Raw genomic sequence first — 25,138 nt, forward strand, 5'->3', positions numbered from 1 at the left:
CGTTCATCTTATACAGGTGCTTTCTGAAACCTGACCCGGTCTCCGTCCTCGTGGCTCCCATGTGGCTCTTGGAAGCCGGCGTTTTCGAGGAGTCATCATGGCCAAGATCAAACTCACCAAGACCGCCGTGGACGTGGCGCAGGGAACGCCCCGCGGCGAGGCTCGGCCAGCTCGCTTCGAGCAGGAAAAATGCAGCGGCTGAAAAGGCCGTCCCATCGGGCGATGGCGGTGAAAGCTTATCTATTGATAGCGCGCAGTGTCCGAAGGTAGAGCGCTGCGGGCCGATTCGGACCATGAAGCTCGCCGCGCAGGACTGCCGGTCATCGGACCGTCATGCCTGATTACAGGCCGCCCCGATTTTTTCAACGTCGTGTCATATGGTCACGCAATCATGCAGTGAGTTTTTGTAACAGACGGGGTCATTTCTTCCATGTCCACACTGCTTCCCGCACTTCCCCGCCATTTCGTGCTGGCCGGCCTGCTGGCCGCCGGGCTGACCGCCTGCGGCGGCAGTGATGACGACACCGGCACACCCGCGTCCGCCGCGCAGAACGCCACGGCCCAGCTGGCCCTGCTGGACACGACTGACCTGCACTACTACGCGCGCAGCTACAACTATTACTCGGACAAGGATGACCCCACCGTTGGCCTGGAGCGCACGGCCACGCTGATCCACCAGGCGCGCCAGGAATTCCCCAACAGCCTGCTGGTGGACAACGGCGACACCATCCAGGGCACGGTGCTGGGCACCTACCAGGCGCAGGTAGCTCCGCTGCCGGTCACGGAGCAGCTGGGCATCTACAAGGCGATGGCGACGCTGAAGTATGACGTCGGCACGGTGGGCAACCACGAGTTCAACTTCGGCCTGCCCTACCTGAGCCAGATCCTGGGCGGCGGCCTCGACGTCGAGGGCGTGGACCCCAAGGTCGGCAGCAAGGACAAGGGCCCGGGCTTCCCCGTGGTGGTGGCCAACGTGACCAGCGTGAAGAGTGGCAAGCCGCTGCTCGATCCCTACGTCATTCTGGAGCGCACCCTCAAGGTGACTCAGGCCGACGGCACGGCCGCCACGCTGCCGATCAAGATCGGCGTCATCGGCATTACCACGCCCGGCATCATGAACTGGGACAAGGACAAGCTGGAGGGCAAGGTCACCACGCAGGACGGCGTGGAGACGGCCAAGAAGTACGTGCCCGAGGTGCGCGTCAAGGCCGACCTGGTGTTCGTGCTGCTGCATGGCGGCATGAGCGCCAGCGGCTACTTCGCCGACATGGAGAACCCCGGCTACTACATCACCAAGGAGGTGCCGGGCATCGACGGCATCGTGATGGGCCACGAGCACAACACCTTCCCCGACCGCGGCACCACGGCGGCCTACAAGTTCGATGGCGCGGACAACGCCAAGGGCACGGTCAACGGCGTGCCGGCGGTCATGGCCAGCTCGTGGGGCAAGGCACTGGGCGTCATGAACTATGCGCTCAAGTGGGACGCCACCGCCAAGAAGTGGTCGGTGGACACCGCCAAGACCGACGTGCAGGTGCGCACCATCCAGACCGGCACCAACCCGGCCCAGTACGTAACCTCCGACGCCGCCGTGGCCGCCGCGGTGCAGGAGCTGCACGAGAAGACCCGCGCCTACGTCGCCTCGCCCATCGGCACCAGCGACTTCCGCCTGAGTTCGCTGTTCGCCGATGTCGGCGACGTCAGCGCCCTGCAGATCGTCAACCAGGCGCAGCAGGACCACGTGGCCCGCTACGTCAGCGCCAACCTGCCCCAGTACGCCAGCCTGCCGGTGCTGTCGGTCACCGCGCCGTTCAAGGCCGGCTACGGCAACAGCCTGGACTACACCGACGTCAAGGCCGGCACCATGACCGTCGCCGCGGTGGCCGACCTGTACCTGTACGACAACAACACCATCAACGCCGTCAAGGTCACCGGCGCGCAGCTTAAGCAGTGGCTGGAGAACGCCGCCAACCGCTTCAACCAGATCGACCCGGCCAAGACCGAGGAGCAGTGGCTCATCAACGACAGCAAGACCGGCGTGCAGCCCGGCTCCTCGTTCCCGGGCTACAACTTCGACGTCTTTACCACGCCAGACATCAGCTACGAGATCGACGTGACGCAGCCCAAGTACAACGTCAACGACCCGGGCAAGGGTGGCGAGCGCATCAAGAACCTCAAGTACAAGGGCCAGCCGATCGACCCGGCGCAGGAGTTCATCGTCGCCACCAATAACTACCGCGCCAACGCCAGCGCCCCCTACATCCTGGGCACGGGCAAGAAGTTCGACATCGTCTGGGCTTCGCCCGACGCCAACCGCGAAGTGGTGCTGAACTACGTCAAGAGCCGCCAGGCCATCACCCGCGCCGCCGATGGCGCCAGCAGCAGCTGGCGCTTCGCCAAGGTGTCCACGGCGGGCAAGGTGCTGTTCAAGTCTGGCAAGGACGAACTGGGCGCGGCGCAGGCCGCAGGCCTGGTCAACGTCAGCGTGGAGAAGGCCGACGACACCGGCGTTAACGGCGGCACCGGCACCTACACGGTGTACCGCATCGACCTGGGCCAGTGATCCGGCGCGCGTCCGCGTGCGGCGTGCTCGATTTTTTCTCGGCGGTGCAGGTGTCGGTGACGACCTATCTCTCACCTACCTGCACAACGGCCTGATCCTGACGCCGCTGGCCGCTGGCCGCTGGCGCGTCGCTGTCGGTGGCGCAGTTGGCCTGGGTGGTGGGGCGCACCTGTGGGGCGCCATCGCCGAACGCGGCTTCGGCCCGCCCCCCCACGCAGCTGCTGGCCGGCCTGATGGCGGCCGGGCCGCGCAGGGCCACTGGCCAACGGCGCTGCTGGGCGCCTCGGCCTGCTCTCCCGACGCTTCTATGTGGCACCTAGTCCACAATACCGCCAGTCCCCAAACGGACACAGGCCATTTTTTGGCAGCCCGACCGGCTGCGGGCTGGTCTTCGACGAACCGTTGCAGCGGTCCATCGCCCATGGCTTGCCATTCTCCGTGCGCTGCATGGGGCTGCCGCGTAGCTCGCGCTGCCGCGGGGCGATGGATCACGGGACTCTGCAGCGAACGGCTCGCCCTGGACGTCGGAGGGCGGCGACGAAGGGGCTTCGTCGTGTCCTACGCACCTGCTTCCCGTTGAACTTGCCGCCCCGTGTAAAGGTGGTGCGGCAGGCACCTTGGATCCATACATACGCCCCCGGCTGTCCTCCATGAAGACTGCCGGGGCCGCCCTGGAACGACGCCCGCGCAAGACCCGGAAGACGGTTGCTCAGAGCTGGATGCCCCAGGCGAAGGGGTCGTCCTCGTCGACGAGCAGCGTGGCCTCGGCGCTCAGGTGGGCGCGGCCGCGGATCGTCGGCACGATGCGCCCGTCCTCGCCCGGCTCGTAGCTGGCCTCGAAGCGGCTGCCGATCACGCTGGCCTGGTGCCACACCTGCCCGGGCGCGAGCTGGCCGTCGGCCGCCAGGCAGGCCAGCTTGGCGCTGGTGCCGGTGCCGCAGGGCGAGCGGTCGTAGGCGTTGCCGGGGCACAGCACGAAGCTGCGGCTGTCGGCCTCGGGGTCGTCGGCGAACAGCTCGACGTGGTCGATCTCGGCACCGTCGGTGCCGGTGATGCCCTGCGCCGCCAGCGCCTGCTTCAGCGCCGCGGCGTAGGCGGTCAGCGCGGCCAGGTTGTCGCTCGCCACGCGCTGGCCGTGTCCGGACGCCAGGAAGAACCAGTTGCCGCTCCAGGCCACGTCGCCGCGCACCGTGCCGTGGCCGGGCAGTGCGACGGCCACCTGCCGGTGCAGTCGCCAGGCCGGCACGTTGCGCACGCCGACGCTGCCGTCGGCATGCAGCGTGGCCGTGATGGTGCCGACCGGCGTCTCGATGCGGTGCTCGCCGGCGCCGATGCGCCCCAGGTGCGCCAGCGTGGCCACCAGGCCGATGGTGCCGTGGCCGCACATGCCCAGGTAGCCGGCGTTGTTGAAGAACACCACGCCGGCCGCCGCCGCCGGGTCGACCGGCGCGCACAGCAGCGCGCCGACGACCACGTCACTGCCGCGCGGCTCCAGCACCGTGGCGCGGCGCCAGCGGTCGTGCCGCTGCGCCAGCAGCGCGCGCCGTTCGGCCATGGAGCCGCAGCCCAGGTCCGGAAAGCCGGCGACGACGACGCGCGTGGGTTCGCCGCCGGTGTGCGAGTCGATGACCTGGATGCGGTGCATGCGGTGCTTCTCCAGTGCGTGGGGCGGTGCGGCGGGTCAGTAGCTCGCGAGCGGCGTCATCTTCTGGCCCTTGAAGGTCGAGACCGTGACCGGCGCCTTCTGCAGGTTGCCCTGCGCGTCGTAGGCGTAGCTGGCGGCCACGCCCTGGTAGGCGTGGCCGTGCAGGTATTCGGAGACCTTCAGCGAATCGGTGCTGCCGCCCTTGGCCATGGCCTCGCCGATGAACATGGTCTGGTCGTAGTACGAGGCGGCGTAGGCGTCGGCGTCCTGGCCGAAGCGTGCCTTGTAGCGGGCGCGCCAGGCCGCGGCCGGGCTGCCGTCCTGCACCATGGTGCCGGCCTGGGCGCAGAACACCGTGTCGTCGACGGCCTCGCCGCCGAGCTTGCCCATCTCGGGGCTGCACAGCGTGTCGCCGCCGAGCAGCTTGGCCGGGATCGCCAGCCGCTTCATCTGTTGCGTCATCGGCGCGGCCTGCGGCGCGTAGCCGCCGAAGAAGATCACGTCGGGCTGCTTGCCCTTCAGGTTGGTCAGGATGGCCGAGAAGTCCGTGGCCTTGTCGGTGGTGAACTCCTTGCCGACCACCGCCAGGCCCTGCCGGCCGGCCTCCTTGACGAACTCGTCGGCCAGGCCCTGGCCGAAGGCCGTGCGGTCGTCGATCACGCCGACCTTCTTGACCTTGAGCACCTGCGCGGCGTAGACGGCCATGGACGAGCCGATCTGGTTGTCGCTGGCGATGATGCGGAACAGGTGCTTGTAGCCGCCCTGCGTGACCTTGGGGTTGGTGCCCACGGTGGAGACCAGCACGTCGCCGCCGTCGTACACGCGCGAGGCCGGGATGGCCACGCCCGAGCAGTACGGCCCGAGCACGAACTTCACGCCGCTGTCCACCAGCTTCTGCGCCACGTTGACGCCCTGCTTGGGGTCGCACTGGTCGTCCTCGGAGGCGAGCTCGAACTTCAGCGTCTTGCCGCCCACGGAGATCTTCTTCGCGTTCAGGTCCTCGATGGCCAGCCGCACGCCGTTCTCGTTGTCCTTGCCGGCGTAGGCGTTGGGGCCGGACAGCGGGCCGCTGTGGCCGATGCGGATGACCTGTTCCTGGGCGCTGGCCGCGGCGGCGGCGATGGCGGCCACGGCCAGCAGGGCCGGCGCGCGGAGTGCGAATGGCATGGTGGTGTCCTCGGGCTTGTCTGTCGTCAAGGGGTGGAGCGCTGCCGCCACCGGGCGGCAGCAGGCATCCTAATCCCGCCGCCCGCGTGTTGGCGATCCCGTGCGCCGCCAGCCATGGGCGACGGGCCGCGCCGGCACCGCCGTCCGCGCCGTGCCGGCGCTCAGCGGGCGGGCGGCGCCGAGGGCGACGGCTCGGCGGCGCGGATCTGGGCCAGCAGCGCGTCGTTGAAGTGCAGCGCCGACAGGCTCGCGGGTGGTGGCACCAGGGGCGGGCCCTCGATCGGCACCGGCTGGATGTCGGGCCGGTGCGCGGCGTCGCGCTGCTGGCGCGCCAGCGCGTAGTCGATCTCCCGGCCGACCCATTCGGAGTGCGCCGCGGCCTGGGACCAGAACAGCAGGAATACGTCGCAGCGGTCGATCTCGCGGTACAGCGCCTGCTCCCAGCGCTCGCCGGGATCGAGGTCCAGCACGTCCTGGAACACCGACAGCCCGGCGATCCGGAACGCCTGCACGCGGCGCAGCACCTCGGCCCGGTCGTGCGAGGCGTAGCTGACGAAGGCCTGGCGGTAGCGGCGCGCGTGCAGTTCGCGCGCATCGGCGGGCCGGGAGCCGGCGCCGGCCTCCGCCACGCCGAGCTGGAAGCGCAGCGTGCCGACCGGCACGCCGTCCACGGCGATGCGCACGCGGCCGAGCGCCGGCCCGGCCGCGGCGTCCGCCGGTACCGTCACCTCGAACTGCGCCGCGCTGGTGCGGCCGCGCCACAGCAGCACGGCGTCGGGCTCGGCCACGGCCAGCGTCGGCATTTCCAGGCGCAGGTCGACGCGCGTGCCCGGCGCCAGGTCCAGCGGCAGCGAATAGGTGCCGCGGTGGGTGGCCGCCGCGTCGGCCTGGCGCGCCTGCTGCTCGGCCTGCGCGGCGTCCTGCGGGCGGACCAGGAACACCTGCACCAGGAGCTGGCTGCCGCGGCCCGCCTCGGGCGGGCAGAACACCGCGGCGTCCACGGCCTCGGCGCCCGGCACGGCGGCGTCGCGCGCCGCAGCGGGCAGGGCCGCGGGCAGTGTGGCCGCGGAAGCTTCGGGCGGCACAGCCCCCGCCGTGGCGCCGCGCCTGGTCGGCCTCTTCACCGCCGGCTGGTCGGGCCGGGCACCGGCCCAGGACGCCGCCTCTTCGGCGGCGCGGGGGGCATGGAGGGCCATGTCGCGATCGGCGAACCGGTCGTCGGCGTACGGCGCCGTGCCGGCGCCGTTGAACGGGTTGCCGCGGCACGACAGCCGCGTGAGCGTGGGGCGCGGCGCCGGCGGCTGCGCCAGCCAGTTGTCGTCGAGCAGCAGCTCCCGCAGCGCCGCCGGCAGCGCCGCCGTGTCGACCGCCGTCAGGCGGTTGCCGGACAGGTCCAGCCGGACCAGCCGGGTGCAGGCCGCCAGCCCGGGCGGCAGCGCGCCCAGGCGGTTGCGCGACAGGTCGAGCACGCGGAGCGCCTGCAGGCGGCCGATGCCGGCGTCGAGCGCGGCGAGGCGGTTGCCCGACAGGTCCAGCTCCTCCAGGCCGTCCAGCTGCCAGAGCGTGGCTGGCAGCGCCTGCAGCAGGTTGCCGCCGAGCCGCAGCCGGCGCAGCAGGCCGTGCAGCGCGGCCGGCAGCGGCGGCAGCTCCACCAGGCCCAGGCCGTGCAGGTCCAGCGTGTCGCTGCGTTCGCGCAGCGCCTGTTCGATGGCCCGCGCGGCGGCCTGCGCGGGCGGGAGAGCGGATGCGTTCATGGACTTTCTCCGTCGCTCCGGGGAGGGGCCGGGCGGGGGTGCCCACGCGCGCCGCTGCGGCCGACGGGAAGTCTAGTGCAGCCTCGCGCGGCTGGGGCGCCTTGCGGCGCGGCCGCGCCGCGCGCTTGCTTCAGTGCGCGGCCTGTGCCCCGGGCCGCGTGCGGTAGAAGGTCATCGGCTGCGCCTTGGCCTCGTTCAGCACCGCGCGCTTGATGCGGCCCACCACGTGCATCTCGCAGGGCTTGCAGTCGAAGCGCAGCGTCAGCTTCTCCTTGCCGTTGACCAGGGCCAGCGGCTCGGCCCGGACCTGGCCCTGCACGCCGGTCACGCCCTTGGCCTGCTTGGGGCACAGCGAGAGCGAGAAGCGCACGCAGTGCTTGGTAATCATCAGCGAGACCTCGCCTTCCTCCTCGTGCGCCTCGTAGGCCGCGGCGATCACCTGCACGCCGTGGCGCGCGTAGAACCGGCGCGCCTGGTCGTTGAACACGTTGGCCAGGTAGGTCAGCGTGTCCTCGGGGTAGGGCACCGGCGGCTCCACGGGCCGGGCGCGCTCGGGGCGCCGGTAGGCGGCCAGGCGCGCGGCCATCAGCTGGGCGCAGGCCTCGCGCCGCAGCTGGTTCAGCAGCGAGGCCGGCACGAACCAGGGTCGCGACAGGTCGATGGCGATGTCCAGCGGCGCGAAGTCGGTGGCGCCGAAGCGGCCCAGCTGCTCGCGCAGCACGGCCAGGCCGCGCGCGGCGTCGCGCGCCGGCTCGTGCGCGTGCGGCGCGCCCGCCTCGGCCTGGTGGCCGTCCTCGTCGGTCAGCTGCAGCACGAAGCCGTCCGCCGTCTCGCCCAGGCGCGCCCAGACGCCGATGCGCCGCTCGCTGGACTTCTTCTCCAGCATGCGCACCCAGTCCATGTCGCGGTTGCGGTTGACCTCGGTGCCCTTGCGCAGGTCGCGCAGGCTGGCGAGCGGCTCGCGGGGGAACACGCGCCAGCGCCCGCGGCCGGCGGGCTCGGCGCGGTTGACCGGCATGCCGACCAGTTCCTTCTGCAGGTCGTAGTAGCACAGGCCGTCGCCGTTGTGCAGCACGGTCGCGGCGTCCGCGGCCTCGATCTCGACCCAGTTCGGGCCGGTCTGCGCGACCCAGCCGATCGCGCGGCCCGGGTTCTTGGGGGTGTCGAAGGCGCCGATGTCGTCCCGGCGGCCGTTGACGAAGTAGTCGGTGAACTCGCGGTTGAAGTTCTGGTCCGGGTCGGGCGTGAACGTGAAGGTCGTGCGGCCGCTGGAGGCGCGTGCGAGCGGGGCCTGCAGCGGGTCGTCCTCGCGCGACTCGATCAGCGCGTCCAGCAGCCGGCGGTAGTGCGCGGTGATGTTCTTGACGTAGGCCAGGTCCTTGTAGCGGCCCTCGATCTTGAAGCTGCGCACGCCGGCGTCGACCAGCGCCGCCAGGTTGGCGGACTGGTTGTTGTCCTTCATCGACAGCACGTGCCTGTCGTGCGCGACGAAGCGGCCCTTGGCGTCCACCACCTGGTAGGGCAGGCGGCAGGCCTGCGAGCAGTCGCCGCGGTTGGCGCTGCGGCCGGTGTGGGCGTGGCTGATGTAGCACTGGCCGCTGTAGGCCACGCACAGCGCGCCGTGCACGAAGAACTCCAGCTGGCAGCGCGCCGGGTCCAGCACGGCGTGGATCGCGCGGATCTGCGCCAGCGTCAGCTCGCGCGCCAGCACGATCTGCGAGAAGCCGGCGTCCTGCAGGAAGCGGGCCTTCTCGGGCGTGCGGATGTCGGTCTGCGTGCTGGCGTGCAGCTGGATCGGCGGCATGTCCTCCAGTTCCAGCAGGCCCATGTCCTGCACGATCAGCACGTCGGCGCCGGCGTGGTAGCAGTCCCAGGCCATGCGGCGCGCGGGTTCCAGCTCGTCGTCGCGCAGGATGGTATTCAGCGTGACGAAGATGCGGCTGTGGAAGCGGTGCGCATGGCGCGCCAGCCGCTCGATGTCGCGCACGCCGTTGCCGGCCGAGGCGCGCGCGCCGAAACCGGGGCCGCCGATGTAGACCGCGTCGGCGCCGTGGTCGATGGCGGCGATGCCGATGTCGGCGTCGCGCGCAGGCGCGAGCAATTCGAGCTGGTGGGCGAGCAGGGACATGGCGAGGCGCCGCGCGCATGGGCGGCGGCGGGTGGCTAGCGTGGGGAGGGCGGGATTTTATCGGCCGTGGTCTGCGCCCGAGTTCACGGCCCGTGTCCGCGGCAGCGGCGGCCGCGTTGACGATATGCATATCGTATGCATAATGACCCGGTGGACATCGAGTTCGATCCCGCCAAGGCCCGTTCCAATCTGCACAAGCACAAGGTCGGCTTTGCGCATGCCGAGCAGGCGCTGCGCGACCCGATGGCACTGACCATCGAAGACCCGGATGCCGAAGGCGAGCAGAGGTTCGTCACGCTGGGAATGGACGCCCTGGGGCGCGTACTCGTCGTCGTCCACACGCCGCGCGGAGACAAGACCCGCGTGATCTCGGCCCGCAAGGCCAGCAAAGGCGAGTCGGAGCAGTACGGTGCGTAAGGAATACGATTTCTCCAAGGCGACGCGGGGCGCCGTGGTCGCCTCTCCCGGCAAGACCCGGATCACGATCATGCTCGACGACGACGTGATCGAGTTCTTTCGCGCGAAGGCCGAGGCCCAGGGAACGGGATACCAGACGCTGATCAATGCAGCGCTCCGTGCGGCGCTCGCGGAAGAGCCAAGGAAATCGTCCGAGGACAAGCCTCTCACCGCCGCGGTCCTGCGGAAGATTCTTCGCGAAGAACTTCAGCAGCAGTAAGCGGCGTGCCGTAGCCGGCACGCCGTCGTCGCGCCACATCGAAGACATGCAGGAGGCTGGGGACGCGTTGCTTGCCCGGTTCCAGGCGCCGCGCTGGGGCTTCCCTCACGGCATGCGCGTCTGCTCCGCTCCGGCTTTGTCCTACCGCACGTCCGCCTCGCCCGCCGCCGGCTTGGCGCCCGTCACCATCGCCCGCACCAGGTTCTCGCGGTGCTGCCAGCTGGTGAAGGCGACGCCGGCCACGTGCAGCACGACCAGGCCGACCAGCACCCAGCCGGCGACGAAGTGCGTCCAGTACAGCCAGGCGTAGCCCCACAGCCAGTCCGTGGTGTAGAGCCAGCCCGACAGGCACAGCGTGGCGCAGCAGGCCAGCAGCGCCAGCACCATCCAGCCGCCCAGCGGGTTGTGGCCGATGTAGCGCGGCGCGGTGCCGCGCCACACGCCGTGCGCATAGGCCCAGGTGGCGCGCGGCCCGCGCACGAACTGCGCGAAGCGCGCGTAGCGGCTGCCCGCGAAGCCCCAGGCCAGCCGCAGCGCGACGATGGCGGCCACGGCGTAGCCGAGGTTCTCGTGCCAGCCGTCGGTGCGTCCGCCGGTCCACCAGGCCGCGGCGACGCACAGCACCAGCGCCCAGTGCAGCAGGCGCACCGGGCGGTCCCAGACCGGGGACACGCCGGGCTGCCCCGGAGCGTTCAGCTCATCACTGGGGTTCGACACGTTCCAGGGTCTTGGGGTCGAAGAAGGCTTCGACGCGCTTGCCCTGCGGATCCTTGCCGTAGACCTCGTAGCAGGTGTCGGTCTTTTCCATGCGGCGCACGGTCCAGCCTTCCTTGACGAGCTTGTCGTTCAGCTCGGTGTGCGGCCGCCATTCGGCCTTGGGGTACTTGGGGCATTTCACGTCGCCGTGGGCCAGGGCGCTGCCGGCGGCCAGGGCCAGCAGCAGGGGCGCGGTACGCAGCAGGAGAGAGGTCATGGAAGGCTCCTTCGGGTGGTTCAGGTGGCGGCCCAGCGCCGCACCAGGTTGTGATAGATGCCGCTGAGCTTGAGCACGCGCGCGTCCTGCGCGCCCAGCCCGGCGGTCAATTCCTGCACGGTCTGGTCCAGGTCGTACAGCAGCGTGCGGGCCCGGTCGTCCTCGACCAGGCTCTCGATCCAGAAGAACGCGGCGACGCGCGCGCCGGCCGTCACCGGCGTCACGCGGTGCAGGCTGGTGGCGGGGTACAGCACCATGTCGCCGGCGGCCAGCTTGACGGCCTGCACGCCGTAGGCGTCCTCGATCTCCAGCTCGCCGCCCTCGTACTCCTCGGGCTCGGTCAGGAACAGCGTGGCCGACAGGTCGGTGCGCAGGCTCTGGCCGCTGCCGGGCAGCTGCATGATGGCGGCGTCGACGTGCGCGCCGTACTGGCCGCCGCCGGCGTAGCGGTTGAACTTGGGCGGGTAGATGCGCCGCGGCAGCGCGGCCGAGATGAACTGCGGCGTCTGGCCCAGCCGGCGCAGCAGGTGCTCGCCGAGCTGCACGCCGGTCGCGTCCTGCGCGTCGAGCTGCTGGTTGTGCTTGACGTGGCGGGCCACGCTGCCGGCGGTGGCGGCGCCGTCCTGCCAGGCGGCGGCGTCCAGGTGCCGGCGGAACTGGCGCACCTCGTCGGCGGACAGGATGTTCGCAAGGGTCAGCAGCATGGGGCGGATTCTCCGGGGGCGCCCGGCAGCGCCGGGCTCAGGCAGCCGGGGCCGATGTCGGCCAGCGTGGCGCAGCCGGCCAGGGCCATCGTGGCCTCCAGCTCCTCGCGCAGCAGCTTGAGCATGTGGGCCACGCCCAGCGCGCCGGCCACGGCCAGCGCATAGACCTGCAGCCGGCCGAGCAGCACGGCGTCGGCGCCCAGCGCCAGCGCCTTGAACGCATCGCCGCCGCTGCGCACGCCGCCGTCCAGCAGCAGCGGGTAGCCGGGGCCGACGGCGGCGCGCACGGCCGGCAGCGCGGCCAGCGAGGCCGGCGCGCCGTCCAGCCCGCGGCCGCCGTGGTTGGAGACGACCAGGCCGTGCACGCCGCGCGCGCGCAGCATGCGCGCGTCGTCGGGATGCAGCACGCCCTTGACCCACACCGGCAGCCGCGTGGCGCCGAGCAGCCAGTCCAGGTCGTCCAGCCGCGGGGCGTCGGCCATCAGGCCCTGGAACACGCGGCTGTCGCCCTCGGCCAGCGCCCGCGCGGACGCCTGCGCATAGGCGGCGAGGTTGACGCTGCGGCAGTCCGCCGGCATCTGGAAGCCGGCCGCCTGCGCGGCGCGGCTGGCGACCTGGATGCTGGCGTCCAGCGTGACCACGATGGCGCCGTAGCCGGCCGCCTCGGCGCGCTGCACGAGGTCCAGCGTGGCGGCCCGCACGGGCTGGAAGTACAGCTGGAACCAGCGCAGCGGCCCGGCCAGGGCCGCCACGTCCTCCAGCCGCCGGCTGGCCAGCGTGCTGAGCACCAGGCCGGCGCCCAGGGCCTGCGCGGCGCGGGCCGATTCCAGTTCGCCGGCCGGGTGCACCAGTTGCTGGTAGGCCACCGGCGCCAGCAGCAGCGGATGCGCCAGCGCCTGCCCGCCCAGCGCCAGCCGGGTGTGGCCCTGGCGCACATCGCGCAGCAGGCGCGGCCAGACCGACCAGGCCGCGAAGGCCCGGCGGTTGGCCGCGACGGTGGCGTCGTCGCCGCTGCCGCCGGCGATGTAGGCCAGCCGCGGCGCGGCGATGAAGCGCGGGGCCAGCGCCTCGTAGTCCTGCGCGCAGCGGATGCCGGGCGGGATGTGGTCCAGCGGGGGCTGGGGAGCGGTGTCGCGCATCGTCGAGCCAAGGAAAAATGCCGGGAAGACCCGGCATTGGAACACCTCGCGTGGCGGGTCAGAACTCGTAGTTCACCGTCAGGCGGGTGGCGCGGGCGTCGCCCTTGTACAGGAAGCCGCCGGAACGGTAGACCGCCGTGTAGAAGGTCTTGTCGAACACGTTCAGCACGTTGAGTCGCACGTCGAGGTTCTTGTTGAAGCGGTAGGAGGCGAACAGGTCGTACTTGGTGAACGACGGCACGGGCAGCGTGCACAGGCCGGTGGCCGCATCGCGCGGTGCGCCTTGGTCCGGCGAGCCGCCGCACATGCTGCTCTGGTAGTTGGCCGCGCCGCCGATGGCGAAGGCGTCCGTGACCTGGTACTTCATCAGCACCGAGACAGCCCTGTTGGCGAAGTTGGCCAACGGTGCGCCAAGGGTGGCAGGCGACGACAGCGATTTCGTGACCTTGGACTTCATCAGCGTCAGGCCGGCTTGCATCGTGAGCTTCTCGGTCACGTTGCCCACGAGGCCGAATTCCAGACCCTGGATGCGGTTGCCGCCGGTGTTCGCGCCGATGTCTCCGTAGCCTGTGGCGTCGGCCGGAGCTTCGAGCACATCGCTCTTGTTGGTGCGGAAGGCTGCGGCCGTGAACAGCAGCTTGTCATCCAGCAGATTCCACTTGGTTCCGATCTCGAACAACCTGGAGCGTTCGGGTTTGCCGACCAGCTTGCCTTCGGCGACGATGGCGCCGCCATAGGCCACGCCGCTGCTGTCGGATTCCCCGCCGTTGATGTCGGTGGCGGTGGCGACGCTGGCATAGACCATGCCCTGGGGGTTGATCTTGTAGGTGATGCCGAAATGGCCGTTGAACAGCGTGTCGCTGTTCCCGTACGAAGTGGTGGAAACGCCGGTGGCAGCCGTGTAGTTGTTGAGGTCGAACTTGTAGTGGTCGGCCCGCACGCCGGCGAAGGCGGTCCAGCGGTCGGTGAGGTCCACCGTGTCCATCAGCGACAGGGCCACCGTGCGAACCTGCCACACGCGGCTCTTGCCATTGCGGACGATGTTGCGCTGCATTACCGAGTCGACGTTCGGGATCACGGCACCGCTGGCATCGGTGACGCAGTAGGCATTCAGCGCGTTGCCGTTGCCGTTGATGCAGTTCTGGCCGCTGCCGTTGAGCGAATAGTTGCCGAAAGTCGCCTTGTTGTCGGTGTATTCGATGCCGCCGACGAATTCGTGCTTCATGCCACCCAAGGTGGCGTTCCACAGCAGGTTGGTCTGGTGGGCGAAGTATTCGACGTCCTGCCAGCCGGTGTGGCCGCCATCGATGCGGATCGCGTTGAAGGGCGTGGCGCCGGGGGCCGTGCGCACCGGGCCATATCCGGCACCCGTCGTGACCCAGGCATTGTCGGCCGTGCCGTAGCGCGTGCGGCTGACGATGCGGGCATCGGGGTTCAGGCGGTAAGTGATGCGCGCGGTGAACGAATCCACATCGCTGGACAGGAAGTCGCTCTTCTGGGCATAGACGGGCACGTCGATGCCCATCCATTCGGCCGGGACGCGGTAGGGCGAGGTACCCACCAGGAAGCTGCCGATATCGGGCCTCCTGTCCTTGGCGCGCAGTCCGTAGTAGTCGAGCGTGACGTTCAGGTCCTGGTTGACTTCCCACAGGCCAGACAGCGCCAGACCCTTGCGGTCGCGTTCCGAAGGGCCGCGATCCGGCACGTCCTCGGTGGCGTAAAGCGCGTTCACGCGCAGCGCGAACTGGTCGGTGAAGCCCTTGTTGGCGTCCAGCGTGACACGGCGGTGCTTGTCGGTACCCAGTGCGAACGAGGCACGCGTGAAGTCGTAGTCCAGCGTGGCCTGCTTGGTGATGGCATTGACCGCACCGCCCGCCGTGCCGCGGCCCGCGAAACTGGAGTTCGGGCCCTTGGAGATTTCGACCTGCTCGATCGCGAAGCTCTCGCGCGTGGTGATGCCGGGATCGCGCAGTCCGTCGACGAACACGTCGCTGCGGGCTTCCTGGCCGCGGATGATGTAGCGGTCGCCGAAGGCGTTGCCGTTCTCGCCGGTGCCCAGCGTGATGCCGGGCTGTGCGGCCAGGATCTGCTTCAGGTCGGTATGGCCGGACTCATCGATGGCGTTCTTGGTGACGACCGAGATGGTCTGCGGCGTCTCGGCCAGCGGGCGCGTATGGCGTTCGTCGCCCGAGGTCTTGGCCTTGTAGGGCACGCCCACCTCGGCGTTGGGGTTCGGGTCGATCTTGGTGGCCTGGACCTTGACTTCTTCCAGCGTGGTGCCGGAACTCGCCTGGGCCAGCGCGCCCAGCGGCAGCAGCAGCATCGTGCTCACGCCCAGGGCCATGCCGGTCCGGCTGGCTGCGGGGGTGCCGGCGGTGGCGGGGTTGGCGGCGGCGCGCAGGCTTCTGGGGATCTTGGCGGCTCTGTGGTGCGGGCGCATGGTGTGTTCCTGTTGGCGGTGGATGGAAAAGGCGGGAGCGGCAGAGCGCTCGATTGCCTGCCGCACGAGATCGGAAAAAGGGAACCGGCTGCGGTTGCTTTTTGGGTATTTGTTGACGAAGCCCCGTGCTGCTGGCGGTCGCGGCGTAGGCGCGGGCCTCGCTTCGCGGGCGACCCGGCTCCGCAGGCACCGGCAGGTGCGGGGCGCCCGACGCCCACTCGGCTTCGACGCCATGGCGATGCAGGCCTCGGCGCTTTGCCTCGGCTCGGCCATGGATGCGGCCGGTGGCCCCCCGCGGGCGAACCACGGCCTGGAGGCTCCTGGCTGGGCGGGCCGGTCGTGCATGCTGGCGCGCCCTGGCGCGCAGCGTGCGGGCTGACGGAAAGCCGCGTCCTTCCACGCACCCGCACGCGGAAGGTGAAGGCTGTCTTCAGCGACCGCGGATTTTCAGCGTCGCGTCATGCTCTCGCCCTGGCCGGCATGGCCGGCATGGCCGGCATGGTCGGCATGGCCGGCGGGCCATTTTCTGCATCCCTTCGATGCATGCATTGCCGCGGGTGGAAATCCGGGGGGCTCCTTGGCTGTCAGAGAACCTTGACCACGATGAATGCGATGGCCGGCTGCGCCCGATGCCCCTGGATGGCCCGGTTGCCCGGCTCGCGAGTCCTCGATGCGTTCCCTTGGCGCCTCGCTCAGTGCGTACCGTTTGCGCATGTGGCCTCGACGCGTCTTTTCCGGGAAGGTCAGGCGGCCGCCCGCCGGGGCTGGCTGGCGCAGGCGTGGCAGCGGCCGCGCAGCGTGAAGGCCACGTCCTCGACCTCGAAGCCCTGCGCCCGGGCGATCGCCAGCAGCTGCTCGCGCAGCGCCGACGTGGCCAGGCCATGCACCTTGCCGCAGCAGGTGCAGACCAGGTGGGTGCGGTACTCGGGGCGCTCGACGACGAAGATGGTCGGGCCGTGCTCGACCGCATGGCGCGCGACGGCCTGCGCCGCGACCAGCTCGGCCAGCACCTTGTAGATGCCGGGCACGCTGGCCGGCAGGCCGCGCTGGCGCAGGTGCAGGTAGAGCTGGTCGATGGTGGCGCCGCCGTTCTCGGCCTCCAGCGCCAGCAGGCTTTCGAGCAGGTGGAGCCGCAGCGGCGTCGGCCGGTTGCCGCTGCGCTGCAGCATGGCGAGCGCGGCCGCGCGCTGTTCGGCGGCGATGCGGTCGGGCGGGGGCGGCAGGGGAGTGGGCATGGTGCGCACGGTGGTCTCTCGACCGTTTGACGCACCAGCGCCGAAAAAGGGAACAGCCAGGAGCGCGAAGGGGCCGGCTCGGCGGTTCGTGCCGCGACCCGCTCGCCCGGGAGCCCGCGCAGGCCCTGCGCGCAGGGCTGGCCCGCACGGCCGCCGTCGCCGGGGCCCTACCGGCGTGCCTGCGCCACCAGCGTGCTGAATATTTCCAGCGCGCCGGCGATGCGTTCGGCCGGCGTGTTGCCGAAGCCCAGCACGAAGCCCCGGCGCACGCGCTCGGTCATGCAGTAGCCCGACAGCGCCGGCACGTCGATGCCGTGGCCCAGCAGGGCCTGCGACACGGCCACGTCGTCCAGCGGATGGCGGGCCACCGCCGACAGGTGCAGGCCGGCGCCGGTGGCCGACAGCTCGAAGGCATCGCCGCACAGGGTGTTGAGGCAATGCACGACCAGGGCGGCCCGCTCGCGGTAGCGGTTGCCGATGCGCCGGATGTGGGCGGCCAGCTGCCCGCTCTTCATGAAGTCGGCCACGATGCCCTGCGTGGGCGCCGAGGCATGGAAGGCGAGCACCTGGTTGGCCCGCGTGAAGGCGTCCATCACGTCCGGCGGCACCACCAGGTAGGCCAGGCTGAAGGCCGGCGAGATCGAGCGGTTGAAGTTGCCGACGTAGATCACCCGCCCGCCGCGGTCCAGCGCCGCCAGCGGCGGCAGGGCGCGGCCGCTGAAATGGAAGGCGTTGTTGAAGTCGTACTCGATGATCCAGGCGTCGCGTTCCTGCGCCCATTGCAGCAGCGACAGCCGCCGCTCCAGCGGCATGGTGCTGCCGAACGGAAACTGGTTGGTGGGCGAGACCACCACCAGCCGCGCCTGCGCCGCATCGCCGCTGAGGTCGCGGCTGTCCAGGCCCTCGCGGTCGATGGGGATGGGCGTGAGCACGGCCCCGCCGCCCAGCAGCGCGGCCAGCCGGGTGAGGTAGTTCGGGTCCTCCACGACCACCCGGTCGCCGGCGTCGGTCAGCACGTGGCCGGCCAGCATGAAGCCCTGGGTGGTGCCGCTCACCACCATCACCTGCTCGGGCCGGCAGGCCACGCCATGGGCTTCGCCCAGGTAGTCGGCGATCTGCGCGCGCAGCTCCGACAGGCCCAGGACGCCGCCATAGCCCAGGTCCGCCGCGGGCGCGGCGCGCCAGTACTGGGCCGCCACCTTGGCGAACTGGTCGAAGGGCAGCTGGTCCAGCGCCGGGACGGTGGGGCTGAGGGCCAGGGCGCCGTTGCGCTCCGAGGGCAGGCGCAGGCCCAGCAGCGAGCGGGCGCGTTGCGACAGCTGGCGCGTGGCCTCGGCGCCGGCGGGCCTGGCCGGTGGCGCTTCGCGGCGCGGCTGCCGGTCTTCCGGCAGCACGCTGGCGATGTAGGTGCCGGCGCCGACGCGGCCGGTGGCATAGCCTTCGGCCAGCAGCCGCTCGTACACGAGCAGGACGGTGCTGCGCGAGACCTGCAGCTCCTGCGCCAGCTGCCGGCTGGGCGGCAGGCGCGCGCCCTTGGCCAGCTGGCCGGCGATGATGGCCTGGCGGATCTGCTCGAAGACCTGGGTGTGCAGCGGCGCCGTGCCTTGGCGGTCGAGCGCGATCGCGCTCCAGGTCGGGTAGTTGAACTTCTGGGCCATGAGGGCGGGGGCGCCGGTCGGCGTGCGCCGCGGCCAGGGCGGCCCGGATTCTAGGCGCCGGCCAGGATGCGCAGCGCTTCGGCGTGCCGCTCGGGGTCGCCTGCGGCGATCAGGCGGTTGCCCGAGTGGATGGTCAGGGGGCGGCCCTCCCAGTCGGTGATCACGCCGCCGGCGCCTTCGATGACGGGCACCAGCGCGCAATAGTCCACTTCGCGGTGGCGGCCGCAGTCGATGGCCAGGTCGATGGTGCCGCTGGCCACGCAGCCGTAGGCGTAGCAGCTGGAGCCGTACACGCACCACTTGGTCTGCGCGCGCAGGGTCTCGAAGACGGCGCGCTCGCCGGGGCCGAAGGGCTCGGGGTTGCTGCAGGACAGCAGCGCCTCGGACAGCGAGGCGCAGCGGCGGCTCGTGATGGGCCTGCCGTTGAAGCGCGAGGGCTGGCCCCGGGCGCCGGTCCAGCGGTCGCTGGTCACCGGGTGGTCGATCACGCCCACGATGGGGGTGCCGTGCCGGGCCAGGCAGATCAGGGTGCCGTAGATCGGGATGCCGGTGATGAAGGCCTTGGTGCCGTCGATCGGGTCGATCACCCAGACGTACTCGGCCTGCAGGTTCTGGCCGTCGAACTCCTCGCCCAGGATGCCGTGGCCGGGGTAGCGGTGCCGGATCAGCGTGCGCAGCGTTTCCTCGACGTGCCGGTCGACGTCGGTCACCGGGCTGTCGTCCTGCTTGGTGTGGAAGCCCCGGCGGGTGTGCAGGTTCTCGCGCAGGATGGCACCGCTGGCGTTGGCCAGGCCCTCGGCGAAGGCCAGGGTCTCGGCGATGAATCGGGCGTCGGTGGCGCCGGAGGGATCGGTCGGGAAGGACATGGTGTGGCTTTCAGTCGGGGCCGCCGGCGGCCACCACCGGCCGCGGAACCGGGCCGAGGTGGCGGGACATGCGCCGCTCCAGCAGGCGGACCAGGTAGTTGGCGGCGAAGGCGAAGCCCAGGTAGATCAGCCCCGCGGTGATGAAGATCTCGTAGGGCGCGAAGGTGCGCGAGACCAGGGTGTTGGCCACGCCGGTGAGTTCGGCCAGGGTGATCGCGCTGGCCAGCGAGGTGCGCTTGATGGTCTTGATCGCCTCGTTGCCGTAGGAGGGCAGGGCCAGCAGGATGGCGCGCGGCAGGACGACGCAGCGGTAGCGCGCCCAGAACGAGAAGCCGAAGGCCTGCGCCGCCTCGACCTCGCCGGCCGGCACCGCCTCGATGGCGCCGCGCAGGATGTGCACCAGGTAGGCCGCGGTGTTGAGCGTGAGCGTGATCACCGCGCACCAGTAGGCCTTGCGCAGATAGGGCCAGGCCCAGCTGTCGCGCACGAACTCCAGCTGCGCCAGGCCGTAGTAGACGATGAAGATCTGCACCAGCAGGGGCGTGCCGCGGAATACCTGCGAGAAGGCCTCGACGGGCCAGCGCAGCCACCAGGCCGGCTGCACCCGCGCGATCGCCAGCGGGACGGCCAGCACGGTGGACAGCACCATGGCGATCGCGAACAGCTCGAGCGTCAGCAGCGCGCCGTGCCACAGCAGCGGCAGGCTGTCCAGCATCAGTTGGTAGTCCATGGTCAGGCCAGCGCCTTCTTCTGGCCGCGCGCGGCCCGTTGTTCCATCAGGTGCAGCAGCAGCGAGCTGAGCAGCGTGAGCGCCAGGTAGATCGCCCCGGCGGTGAGGTAGAAGAACAGCGCCCGGCGGGTGTCGCTGGTGGCCAGCTCGGAGGCCTTCATCAGCTCGCCGAGGCCCACGATGGAAATGAGCGAGGTGTCCTTGAGCGTGGAGATCCAGATGTTGCCCAGCCCCGGCAGGGCGAAGCGCATCATCTGCGGCAGCTCGACCGTGCGGAAGACCTGCAGGCGGCTCATGCCCACGGCCAGGGCCGCCTCGACCTGCCCGCGCGGAATGGCCAGGAAGGCGCCCCGGTAGACCTCGGCCGCATAGCCGCCGAAGATCAGCGACAGCGCGAACACGCCGGCCGGGTAGGGCGGCACCTCCACGGTGCCGAAGTCGGGAAAGAACACCGACATCAGCCGCGTCAGCGCCACCGTGCTGCCGAAGTACACCAGCAGGATCAGCAGCAGCTGCGGCAGGCCGCGGATCGCGGTGATGTAGGCGTCGGCCGCGACGCGCACCGCCCGCACCGGCGAGAGGCTGGCGGCCGCCCCCAGCATGCCGGCCAGGTTGCCGAACACGGAGGAGACCAGGGCGACCTCGACCGTCATCCAGGTGCCCTGGGCGATGGTCGGTCCCCAGCCCGCGAAGATGTCCATGGCAGCCCTGCCTGCTTCAGCCGTTCACCCGCCGTTCACTTCCACACCGCCGGCAGCACGCTGAAGCTCCAGTAGCGCTGGTTGATCGCCTTGAAGCTGCCGTCGTCGAACATGCTCTGCAGGCCGGCGTTGATCTCGCCGCGCAGGGCCTGGTCCTCCTTGCGCAGGCCCACGGCCACGCCGTCGCCGAAGTACTTGGCGGCGTCCAGCTCGGGGCCGATGAACTCGTAGTCCTTGCCTTCGGGCTTGTTCAGGAAGTCCATCTCGACCTTGATCGGGCCGACCAGGGCCAGGTCGATGCGCTGGGCCACCAGGTCCAGCAGCAGGTTCTCGGCCGAGTCGTAGCGGGCGATCTCCACGCCGGGGAATTCGCCGGTGAGGTAGTTGTCGTTGGTGGTCGAGCGCTGCACGCCCACCACCTTGCCCTTGAGGCCCGCCACGTTGGGCGTGTGGCCGTCCTTGAAGGGCTGCAGGCCCGCGCCCTTCTTCGCCAGGAAGCGGGCGGTGGAGGCGCGGTAGGGGATGGAGAAGTCGATGCTCTTCTTGCGCAGCTCGGTGATCGAGAGGCTGGAGGCGACGATGTCGACCTTCTTGGACAGCAGCGCCGGGATCAGCCCGTCGAAGGACATGCAGACGAAGTTCATCTCGGTCTTCATGCGCTTGCCCAGCTCGCGCGCGATGTCGATCTCGAAGCCCTTGAGCGTGCCCGAGGCATCGCGGAAGTTGAACGGGGGATAGGTGCACTGCACGCCCACCTTGAGTTCGCGCGCCGAGACGGCGAAGGGGCTCAGGGCCAGCATTGCGATCAACAGCCATTTCTTCATGGTCGACTCCAGTGGGGAAAAAAAGGGACTACAGGACGCGTTCGAGGAACCTGCGGCAGCGCTCGGAAGCCGGGTTGCCGAACACGCTGGCCGGCGTGCCGCGCTCCTCGATGCGGCCCTGGTGCAGGAACAGCACCTCGGTCGAGACCTCGCGGGCGAAGGCCATCTCGTGGGTCACCAGCACCATGGTGCGGCCCTCTTCGGCCAGCAGGCGGATCACCTTGAGCACCTCGCCCACCAGTTCCGGGTCCAGCGCCGAGGTCGGCTCGTCGAACAGCAGCAGCTTGGGCTCCATGGCCAGGGCGCGCGCGATGGCGCAGCGCTGCTGCTGGCCGCCCGAGATGTGGGCCGGGTAGTGGTGCATGCGGTCGTGCAGGCCCACCTTGGCCAGCAGGGCCTCGGCCCGCGCGACGGCTTCCTTGCGGCCCAGGCCCAGCACCTTCATCGGTGGCGTGATCACGTTGTCCAGCACCGTCATGTGGCTCCAGAGGTTGAAGCTCTGGAACACCATGCCGATGCCGGCGCGCAGGCGCATCACCTGCCGGGCGCTGGCGGGCGCGCGCCGGCCGGCGCGGTCGGTGCGCATGGCGATGCGCTCGCCGTCGATGCTGATCTCGCCGGCGTCGGGCACCTCCAGCAGATTCAGGCAGCGCAGGAAGGTGCTCTTGCCCGAGCCGCTGGCGCCGATCATGGTGACCACCTCGTGCTCGCGGGCGCGCAGGTCCACGCCGGACAGCACTTCGTGCGGGCCGAAGCGCTTGCGGATGCCCTCGGCGCTGACGATCTCGCGGGCGTCGGCCCGGGTGGAGGCGGCTTCGCCCGGGGGCGCGGCGGACGGGGCATTGGCGGACATGTGCAGGGCCCCGCTTCAGAAGGTGCCGGGATAGGCCCCGCCGTCCAGCAGCAGGTTCTGGGCGTTGATGAAGCCGGCGTGCGCGCTGCACAGGAAGGCGCAGGTGCGGCCGAACTCCATCGGCTCGCCGAAGCGGCCCGCCGGGTTGCGCGCCTGCCACTGCGCCACCACCTCTTCGTAGCTGCAGCCGTTCAGGCTGGCCGAGGCGCGCAGGGTGGCCTCCAGCCGGCCGGTGGCGAAGGGCCCCGGCAGCAGGTTGTTGATGGTGACGTTGCGTGCCGCCGTCTTGCGCGCCAGCCCGGCGACGAAACCGGTCAGCCCGCTGCGCGCGCCGTTGGACAGGCCCAGGATGTCGATCGGCTCCTTCACCGCCGAGGACGTGATGTTGATGATGCGGCCGAAGCCGCGCGCCATCATGCCGTCCACCGTGGCCTTGATCATCTCGATGGGGGCGAGCATGTTCGCGTCCAGCGCGGCCAGCCAGTCCTCGCGCGTCCAGTCGCGGAAGTCGCCCGGCTTGGGGCCGCCCGCGTTGTTGACCAGGATGTCGGGCGAGGGGCAGGCGGCCAGCACCCTGGCGCGGCCTTCGGCGCTGGCGATGTCGGCGCTCACGGCGGTGACCGCCACGCCGGTGGCCGCGCGCACGGTCTCGGCGGCCGCCTCCAGCGCCTCGCGGCCGCGGGCCACCATGGTGACGGCCACGCCCTCCTGCGCCAGGGCCAGCGCGCAGCCGTAGCCCAGCCCCTTGCTGGAGGCGCACACCAGGGCGGTTTTTCCATGCAGTTCGAGATCCACCGTGTCGTCCTTTCTCAGAAGCCGTGAAGGAGCCGATCGCGCCCACGGCGGGGTGCGCCGGGCCGCGGGCCGCCGCCCGGATGGGTGCCAGGGCCAGGGCCGCGGCGCCCGCACGGGGCCTGGCGGGCCCCGGCCCGCAGCGCGAGGCCCCGGGCGCGGCGGTGGCGATGCGGGTGGGCGCTCATCGGCGGCCTCGCGTGGGCGTGCAGGGAGGCGTTCACGGCGTCTCAGTCGAAGCCGGCGCTGACGGCGCCGAACGGCGTGAACGTCGAGCGCACCGTGCTGCCCTGCACCGCCGCGTACTGGCGTGTGAACGAGCCCGACATCACGCGCATGCCGGCTTCCAGCGCGAGGCCGAACTCGGCCAGCTTGTTGGCCAGCCAGGCCACCGACAGCAGGCCGCCGCCGTCCATGACGGCGGACCCTTGCGCCCGTTCGCAGAACCGGCCGTCGACCTCGACGTCCACGGTGGCGCGGGCCAGGTCGCGGTTGCCGGCGGTGAGGCGCACCTCGGCGCCGGTGACGTAGGCCTTTTGCTGCGCGTTGTCGGCCATGGCCAGCGGCAGGTTGCCGGCGAAGGGGCCGCGCACCTCCACGATCTCCAGCGCCGGCGCGGCGTGCGTCACGGCCTGGATGGCATCGTCCAGCGTGATGCCCGGGCCGCGCAGGGTCTTGCCCACGGTCAGGCACAGCTCGTTCTCGAAGCCGGGGGCGATGAGCTGCCCGAAGCGGTAGCGCTGGCCGCTGCGGTGGGCGCCGCTTTCCAGCAGGTAGCCGAAGCAGGGCTCGTGCACCTGCTGCTGGACCTGCATGGCCTTGGCCGTGAGCCCGACCTTCCAGCCGCTTTGCCGCTCGCCGGCGGCCAGGCGCCGCCGCAGGATGGCCAGCTGCACCGCGTAGCCTTCCTGCAGCGTGAAGCGGCCGGACCACTCGGGCGGCATGTGGCGGCCTTCCTGCATCGCGCGCCAGAGCGCATCGGCAATCGTTTCGACAGTCGTCGTCATGCGGACCTCAAGGAACGAGCGGTCTGGCGGCGAGAAAGCGCGCCAGCCGGCGCAGCCCCTCGTCGAGGCGTTCGGTGCTGCTCGCATAGCACCAGCGCAGATAGCCCTCGCCCTCCGGCCCGAAGGCCACGCCCGGCGCGAGCCCCAGGCCGGCGTCGGCGACCAGGCGCTGGCAGAAGGCCAGGCTGTCGCTCAGGCCCTCCAGCCGGAAGAAGGTGTACATGGCCCCGGCCGCGGGCGCGCCCGGGCGGATGCCGGGCAGCGCCTGCAGGCCCTGCTGCAGGTGGTCGCGCCCGCGCCGCAGGCGCTCGACAGTGTGCGCGATGGTCGCCTCGCCATGGGCCAGCGCGGCGCAGCCGGCGCTCTGCACGAAGGGCGGCGCGCAGGTGGTGCTGTACTCGATCAGCTTGCTGATCTCGGGCAGCAGCGGCGGCGGCACCACGATCCAGCCGAGCCGCCAGCCCGTCATCAGCCAGGCCTTGGAGAAGGAGTTGCAGCTGATCACCCGGTCCTGCGCGTCGGCGATGTCGAGGAAGGACGGGGCGCAGCGGTCCGCGTAGTACAGGCGCTGGTAGACGTCGTCGCTCACGATCCAGATGCCGTGGCGGCGGCAGTGCGCCAGGATGGCCTGCTGCTGCGCGCGGGGCAGGGCCCAGCCGGTGGGGTTGTTGGGCGAGTTGACCAGCAGGGCCCGGGTGCCGGGCGTGAGGGCGTCCAGCAGCCGCTGCAGGTCCAGCTGCCAGCCGCTGCCGGTGAAGGCCAGCGACACCGTCTCCACCTGCGCGCCCAGCACCTTGGGCATCTCCACCAGGTTGGGCCACAGGGGCGTGACCGCGACCACGCGGTCGCCGGGGTTGAGCAGGGCCTGCACGGCCAGCATCAGCGACGTGGTGCCCGAGCTGGTGACCGCCACCGATTCGAGCGGCACGGGCCGGCCGTGCAGCCCGCCGAGGTAGCGCGCCAGGGCCTCGCGCAGCGCCGGCGCGCCCAGGGTCTGGACGTAGAAGGTCTGCTGCGCCTGCAGCGCGGCGATGGCCGCCTGCCGCACGACCTCGGGCGTGGGCTCGTCGGGCTCGCCGAACCAGAAGGGCAGGACGTCCTGGCGGCCGAGCGCCGCATTGGCCACTTCGCGGATCTTGGAAGAGCGCAGGGCCCGGACCTCGGGCCGCGCCTGGGTGATGCATGAGGCGGTCATCGTGGCCACGAATATCCCGGCCCCTCACCGGCCCGGCAAGTACCAATATTTCTCGGCGGGCCGGGCCAATTGGCGCGCGTGGCGGCCC

At 70.9% G+C, this 25,138-nt stretch carries 22 protein-coding genes; 3 read left to right on the forward strand and 19 right to left on the reverse strand.

Annotation, left to right across the window (positions count from 1 at the left end; genetic code table 11):
- The first annotated feature begins 430 nt into the window (after positions 1-430).
- Positions 431-2,563 (forward strand): bifunctional 2',3'-cyclic-nucleotide 2'-phosphodiesterase/3'-nucleotidase, encoded by a 2,133-nt coding sequence (locus QM782_RS17820; RefSeq protein ID WP_415204231.1) that lies wholly within the window; start codon positions 431-433, stop codon positions 2,561-2,563.
- Between the two features lie 709 nt (positions 2,564-3,272).
- Here the strand turns inward: QM782_RS17820 and QM782_RS17825 are convergent.
- From QM782_RS17825 to QM782_RS17840, 4 genes are all read right to left on the reverse strand, one after another.
- Positions 3,273-4,208, reverse strand: a complete 936-nt coding sequence (locus tag QM782_RS17825; protein WP_415204232.1) for a 4-hydroxyproline epimerase — start codon at positions 4,206-4,208, stop codon at positions 3,273-3,275.
- A 36-nt stretch (positions 4,209-4,244) separates the two neighbouring features.
- Positions 4,245-5,375, reverse strand: a complete 1,131-nt coding sequence (locus tag QM782_RS17830) for a branched-chain amino acid ABC transporter substrate-binding protein (protein ID WP_415204233.1) — start codon at positions 5,373-5,375, stop codon at positions 4,245-4,247.
- A 161-nt stretch (positions 5,376-5,536) separates the two neighbouring features.
- Positions 5,537-7,129 carry a TIR domain-containing protein gene (locus QM782_RS17835; protein ID WP_415204234.1) on the reverse strand — a complete coding sequence of 531 codons (1,593 nt, stop codon included), beginning with the start codon at positions 7,127-7,129 and terminating at the stop codon, positions 5,537-5,539.
- Between the two features lie 130 nt (positions 7,130-7,259).
- Positions 7,260-9,257, reverse strand: coding sequence for a peptidase U32 family protein (locus QM782_RS17840; protein ID WP_415204235.1), 1,998 nt, complete (start codon positions 9,255-9,257; stop codon positions 7,260-7,262).
- A gap of 150 nt (positions 9,258-9,407) precedes the next feature.
- Here QM782_RS17840 and QM782_RS17845 point away from each other — a divergent pair, with 150 nt between their 5' ends.
- Both QM782_RS17845 and QM782_RS17850 read left to right on the forward strand, forming a co-directional pair.
- Positions 9,408-9,674 carry a BrnT family toxin gene (locus QM782_RS17845; protein ID WP_415204236.1) on the forward strand — a complete coding sequence of 89 codons (267 nt, stop codon included), beginning with the start codon at positions 9,408-9,410 and terminating at the stop codon, positions 9,672-9,674.
- Positions 9,667-9,933: a BrnA antitoxin family protein gene (locus tag QM782_RS17850; protein WP_415204237.1), complete on the forward strand. Its 267-nt coding sequence runs from the start codon at positions 9,667-9,669 to the stop codon at positions 9,931-9,933. The genes QM782_RS17845 and QM782_RS17850 overlap by 8 nt, the downstream gene beginning before the upstream one ends.
- 141 nt (positions 9,934-10,074) lie before the next feature.
- Here the strand turns inward: QM782_RS17850 and QM782_RS17855 are convergent, their stop codons facing one another.
- From QM782_RS17855 to QM782_RS17925, 15 genes are all read right to left on the reverse strand, one after another.
- The gene (locus QM782_RS17855) at positions 10,075-10,650 is read right to left on the reverse strand and encodes a cytochrome b/b6 domain-containing protein (protein ID WP_415204238.1); all 576 of its coding nucleotides are present in this window, start codon (positions 10,648-10,650) and stop codon (positions 10,075-10,077) included.
- The gene (locus QM782_RS17860; RefSeq protein ID WP_415204239.1) at positions 10,634-10,906 is read right to left on the reverse strand and encodes a PepSY domain-containing protein; all 273 of its coding nucleotides are present in this window, start codon (positions 10,904-10,906) and stop codon (positions 10,634-10,636) included. Before QM782_RS17860 ends, QM782_RS17855 begins: the two co-directional genes overlap by 17 nt.
- Positions 10,907-10,926: 20 nt before the next feature.
- A complete protein-coding gene (locus QM782_RS17865; RefSeq protein ID WP_415204240.1) occupies positions 10,927-11,610 on the reverse strand; it encodes a Fe2+-dependent dioxygenase in 684 nt (227 codons plus the stop codon).
- Positions 11,601-12,749, reverse strand: coding sequence for an alpha-hydroxy acid oxidase (locus tag QM782_RS17870; RefSeq protein ID WP_415204241.1), 1,149 nt, complete (start codon positions 12,747-12,749; stop codon positions 11,601-11,603). The genes QM782_RS17865 and QM782_RS17870 overlap by 10 nt, the downstream gene beginning before the upstream one ends.
- Before the next feature lie 58 nt (positions 12,750-12,807).
- The gene (locus QM782_RS17875) at positions 12,808-15,189 is read right to left on the reverse strand and encodes a TonB-dependent receptor (protein ID WP_415204242.1); all 2,382 of its coding nucleotides are present in this window, start codon (positions 15,187-15,189) and stop codon (positions 12,808-12,810) included.
- 743 nt (positions 15,190-15,932) lie between these two features.
- Positions 15,933-16,424, reverse strand: a complete 492-nt coding sequence (locus QM782_RS17880) for a Fur family transcriptional regulator (protein WP_415205679.1) — start codon at positions 16,422-16,424, stop codon at positions 15,933-15,935.
- Positions 16,425-16,591: 167 nt separating this feature from the next.
- On the reverse strand, positions 16,592-18,082 hold the full coding sequence (locus QM782_RS17885) for a PLP-dependent aminotransferase family protein (RefSeq protein ID WP_415204243.1): 1,491 nt from the start codon (positions 18,080-18,082) through the stop codon (positions 16,592-16,594).
- A 50-nt stretch (positions 18,083-18,132) separates the two neighbouring features.
- On the reverse strand, positions 18,133-18,948 hold the full coding sequence (locus QM782_RS17890) for an inositol monophosphatase family protein (protein ID WP_415204244.1): 816 nt from the start codon (positions 18,946-18,948) through the stop codon (positions 18,133-18,135).
- A 10-nt stretch (positions 18,949-18,958) separates the two neighbouring features.
- Positions 18,959-19,678, reverse strand: a complete 720-nt coding sequence (locus tag QM782_RS17895; RefSeq protein WP_415204245.1) for an ABC transporter permease — start codon at positions 19,676-19,678, stop codon at positions 18,959-18,961.
- A gap of 2 nt (positions 19,679-19,680) precedes the next feature.
- Complete coding sequence (locus tag QM782_RS17900) at positions 19,681-20,379, reverse strand: ABC transporter permease (RefSeq protein ID WP_415204246.1); 699 nt, start codon at positions 20,377-20,379, stop codon at positions 19,681-19,683.
- Between the two features lie 35 nt (positions 20,380-20,414).
- Entirely contained in the window at positions 20,415-21,203 is a 789-nt protein-coding gene (locus QM782_RS17905; protein WP_415204247.1) for a transporter substrate-binding domain-containing protein, read from the reverse strand.
- 28 nt (positions 21,204-21,231) lie between these two features.
- On the reverse strand, positions 21,232-22,056 hold the full coding sequence (locus QM782_RS17910; protein WP_415204248.1) for an ABC transporter ATP-binding protein: 825 nt from the start codon (positions 22,054-22,056) through the stop codon (positions 21,232-21,234).
- Positions 22,057-22,071: 15 nt separating this feature from the next.
- Entirely contained in the window at positions 22,072-22,851 is a 780-nt protein-coding gene (locus tag QM782_RS17915) for an SDR family oxidoreductase (protein WP_415204249.1), read from the reverse strand.
- Between the two features lie 227 nt (positions 22,852-23,078).
- Positions 23,079-23,855, reverse strand: coding sequence for a 2-keto-4-pentenoate hydratase (locus QM782_RS17920; RefSeq protein WP_415204250.1), 777 nt, complete (start codon positions 23,853-23,855; stop codon positions 23,079-23,081).
- A gap of 7 nt (positions 23,856-23,862) precedes the next feature.
- Positions 23,863-25,050 carry a pyridoxal phosphate-dependent aminotransferase gene (locus QM782_RS17925; RefSeq protein ID WP_415204251.1) on the reverse strand — a complete coding sequence of 396 codons (1,188 nt, stop codon included), beginning with the start codon at positions 25,048-25,050 and terminating at the stop codon, positions 23,863-23,865.
- Positions 25,051-25,138 lie beyond the last annotated feature (88 nt).

The organism is Pseudorhodoferax sp., assembly GCF_047601025.1.
Lineage (GTDB): Bacteria > Pseudomonadota > Gammaproteobacteria > Burkholderiales > Burkholderiaceae_C > Pseudorhodoferax.

Bases quoted from the DNA above. Each gene is read 5' to 3' on its own strand.
- QM782_RS17820 (WP_415204231.1), top strand. From the start codon at position 431: ATGTCCACACTGCTTCCCGCACTTCCCCGCCATTTCGTGCTGGCCGGC.
- QM782_RS17825 (WP_415204232.1), bottom strand. From the start codon at position 4,208: ATGCACCGCATCCAGGTCATCGACTCGCACACCGGCGGCGAACCCACG.
- QM782_RS17830 (WP_415204233.1), bottom strand. From the start codon at position 5,375: ATGCCATTCGCACTCCGCGCGCCGGCCCTGCTGGCCGTGGCCGCCATC.
- QM782_RS17835 (WP_415204234.1), bottom strand. From the start codon at position 7,129: ATGAACGCATCCGCTCTCCCGCCCGCGCAGGCCGCCGCGCGGGCCATC.
- QM782_RS17840 (WP_415204235.1), bottom strand. From the start codon at position 9,257: ATGTCCCTGCTCGCCCACCAGCTCGAATTGCTCGCGCCTGCGCGCGAC.
- QM782_RS17860 (WP_415204239.1), bottom strand. From the start codon at position 10,906: ATGACCTCTCTCCTGCTGCGTACCGCGCCCCTGCTGCTGGCCCTGGCC.
- QM782_RS17865 (WP_415204240.1), bottom strand. From the start codon at position 11,610: ATGCTGCTGACCCTTGCGAACATCCTGTCCGCCGACGAGGTGCGCCAG.
- QM782_RS17870 (WP_415204241.1), bottom strand. From the start codon at position 12,749: ATGCGCGACACCGCTCCCCAGCCCCCGCTGGACCACATCCCGCCCGGC.
- QM782_RS17875 (WP_415204242.1), bottom strand. From the start codon at position 15,189: ATGCGCCCGCACCACAGAGCCGCCAAGATCCCCAGAAGCCTGCGCGCC.
- QM782_RS17880 (WP_415205679.1), bottom strand. From the start codon at position 16,424: ATGCCCACTCCCCTGCCGCCCCCGCCCGACCGCATCGCCGCCGAACAG.
- QM782_RS17885 (WP_415204243.1), bottom strand. From the start codon at position 18,082: ATGGCCCAGAAGTTCAACTACCCGACCTGGAGCGCGATCGCGCTCGAC.
- QM782_RS17890 (WP_415204244.1), bottom strand. From the start codon at position 18,948: ATGTCCTTCCCGACCGATCCCTCCGGCGCCACCGACGCCCGATTCATC.
- QM782_RS17895 (WP_415204245.1), bottom strand. From the start codon at position 19,678: ATGGACTACCAACTGATGCTGGACAGCCTGCCGCTGCTGTGGCACGGC.
- QM782_RS17900 (WP_415204246.1), bottom strand. From the start codon at position 20,379: ATGGACATCTTCGCGGGCTGGGGACCGACCATCGCCCAGGGCACCTGG.
- QM782_RS17905 (WP_415204247.1), bottom strand. From the start codon at position 21,203: ATGAAGAAATGGCTGTTGATCGCAATGCTGGCCCTGAGCCCCTTCGCC.
- QM782_RS17910 (WP_415204248.1), bottom strand. From the start codon at position 22,056: ATGTCCGCCAATGCCCCGTCCGCCGCGCCCCCGGGCGAAGCCGCCTCC.
- QM782_RS17920 (WP_415204250.1), bottom strand. From the start codon at position 23,855: ATGACGACGACTGTCGAAACGATTGCCGATGCGCTCTGGCGCGCGATG.
- QM782_RS17925 (WP_415204251.1), bottom strand. From the start codon at position 25,050: ATGACCGCCTCATGCATCACCCAGGCGCGGCCCGAGGTCCGGGCCCTG.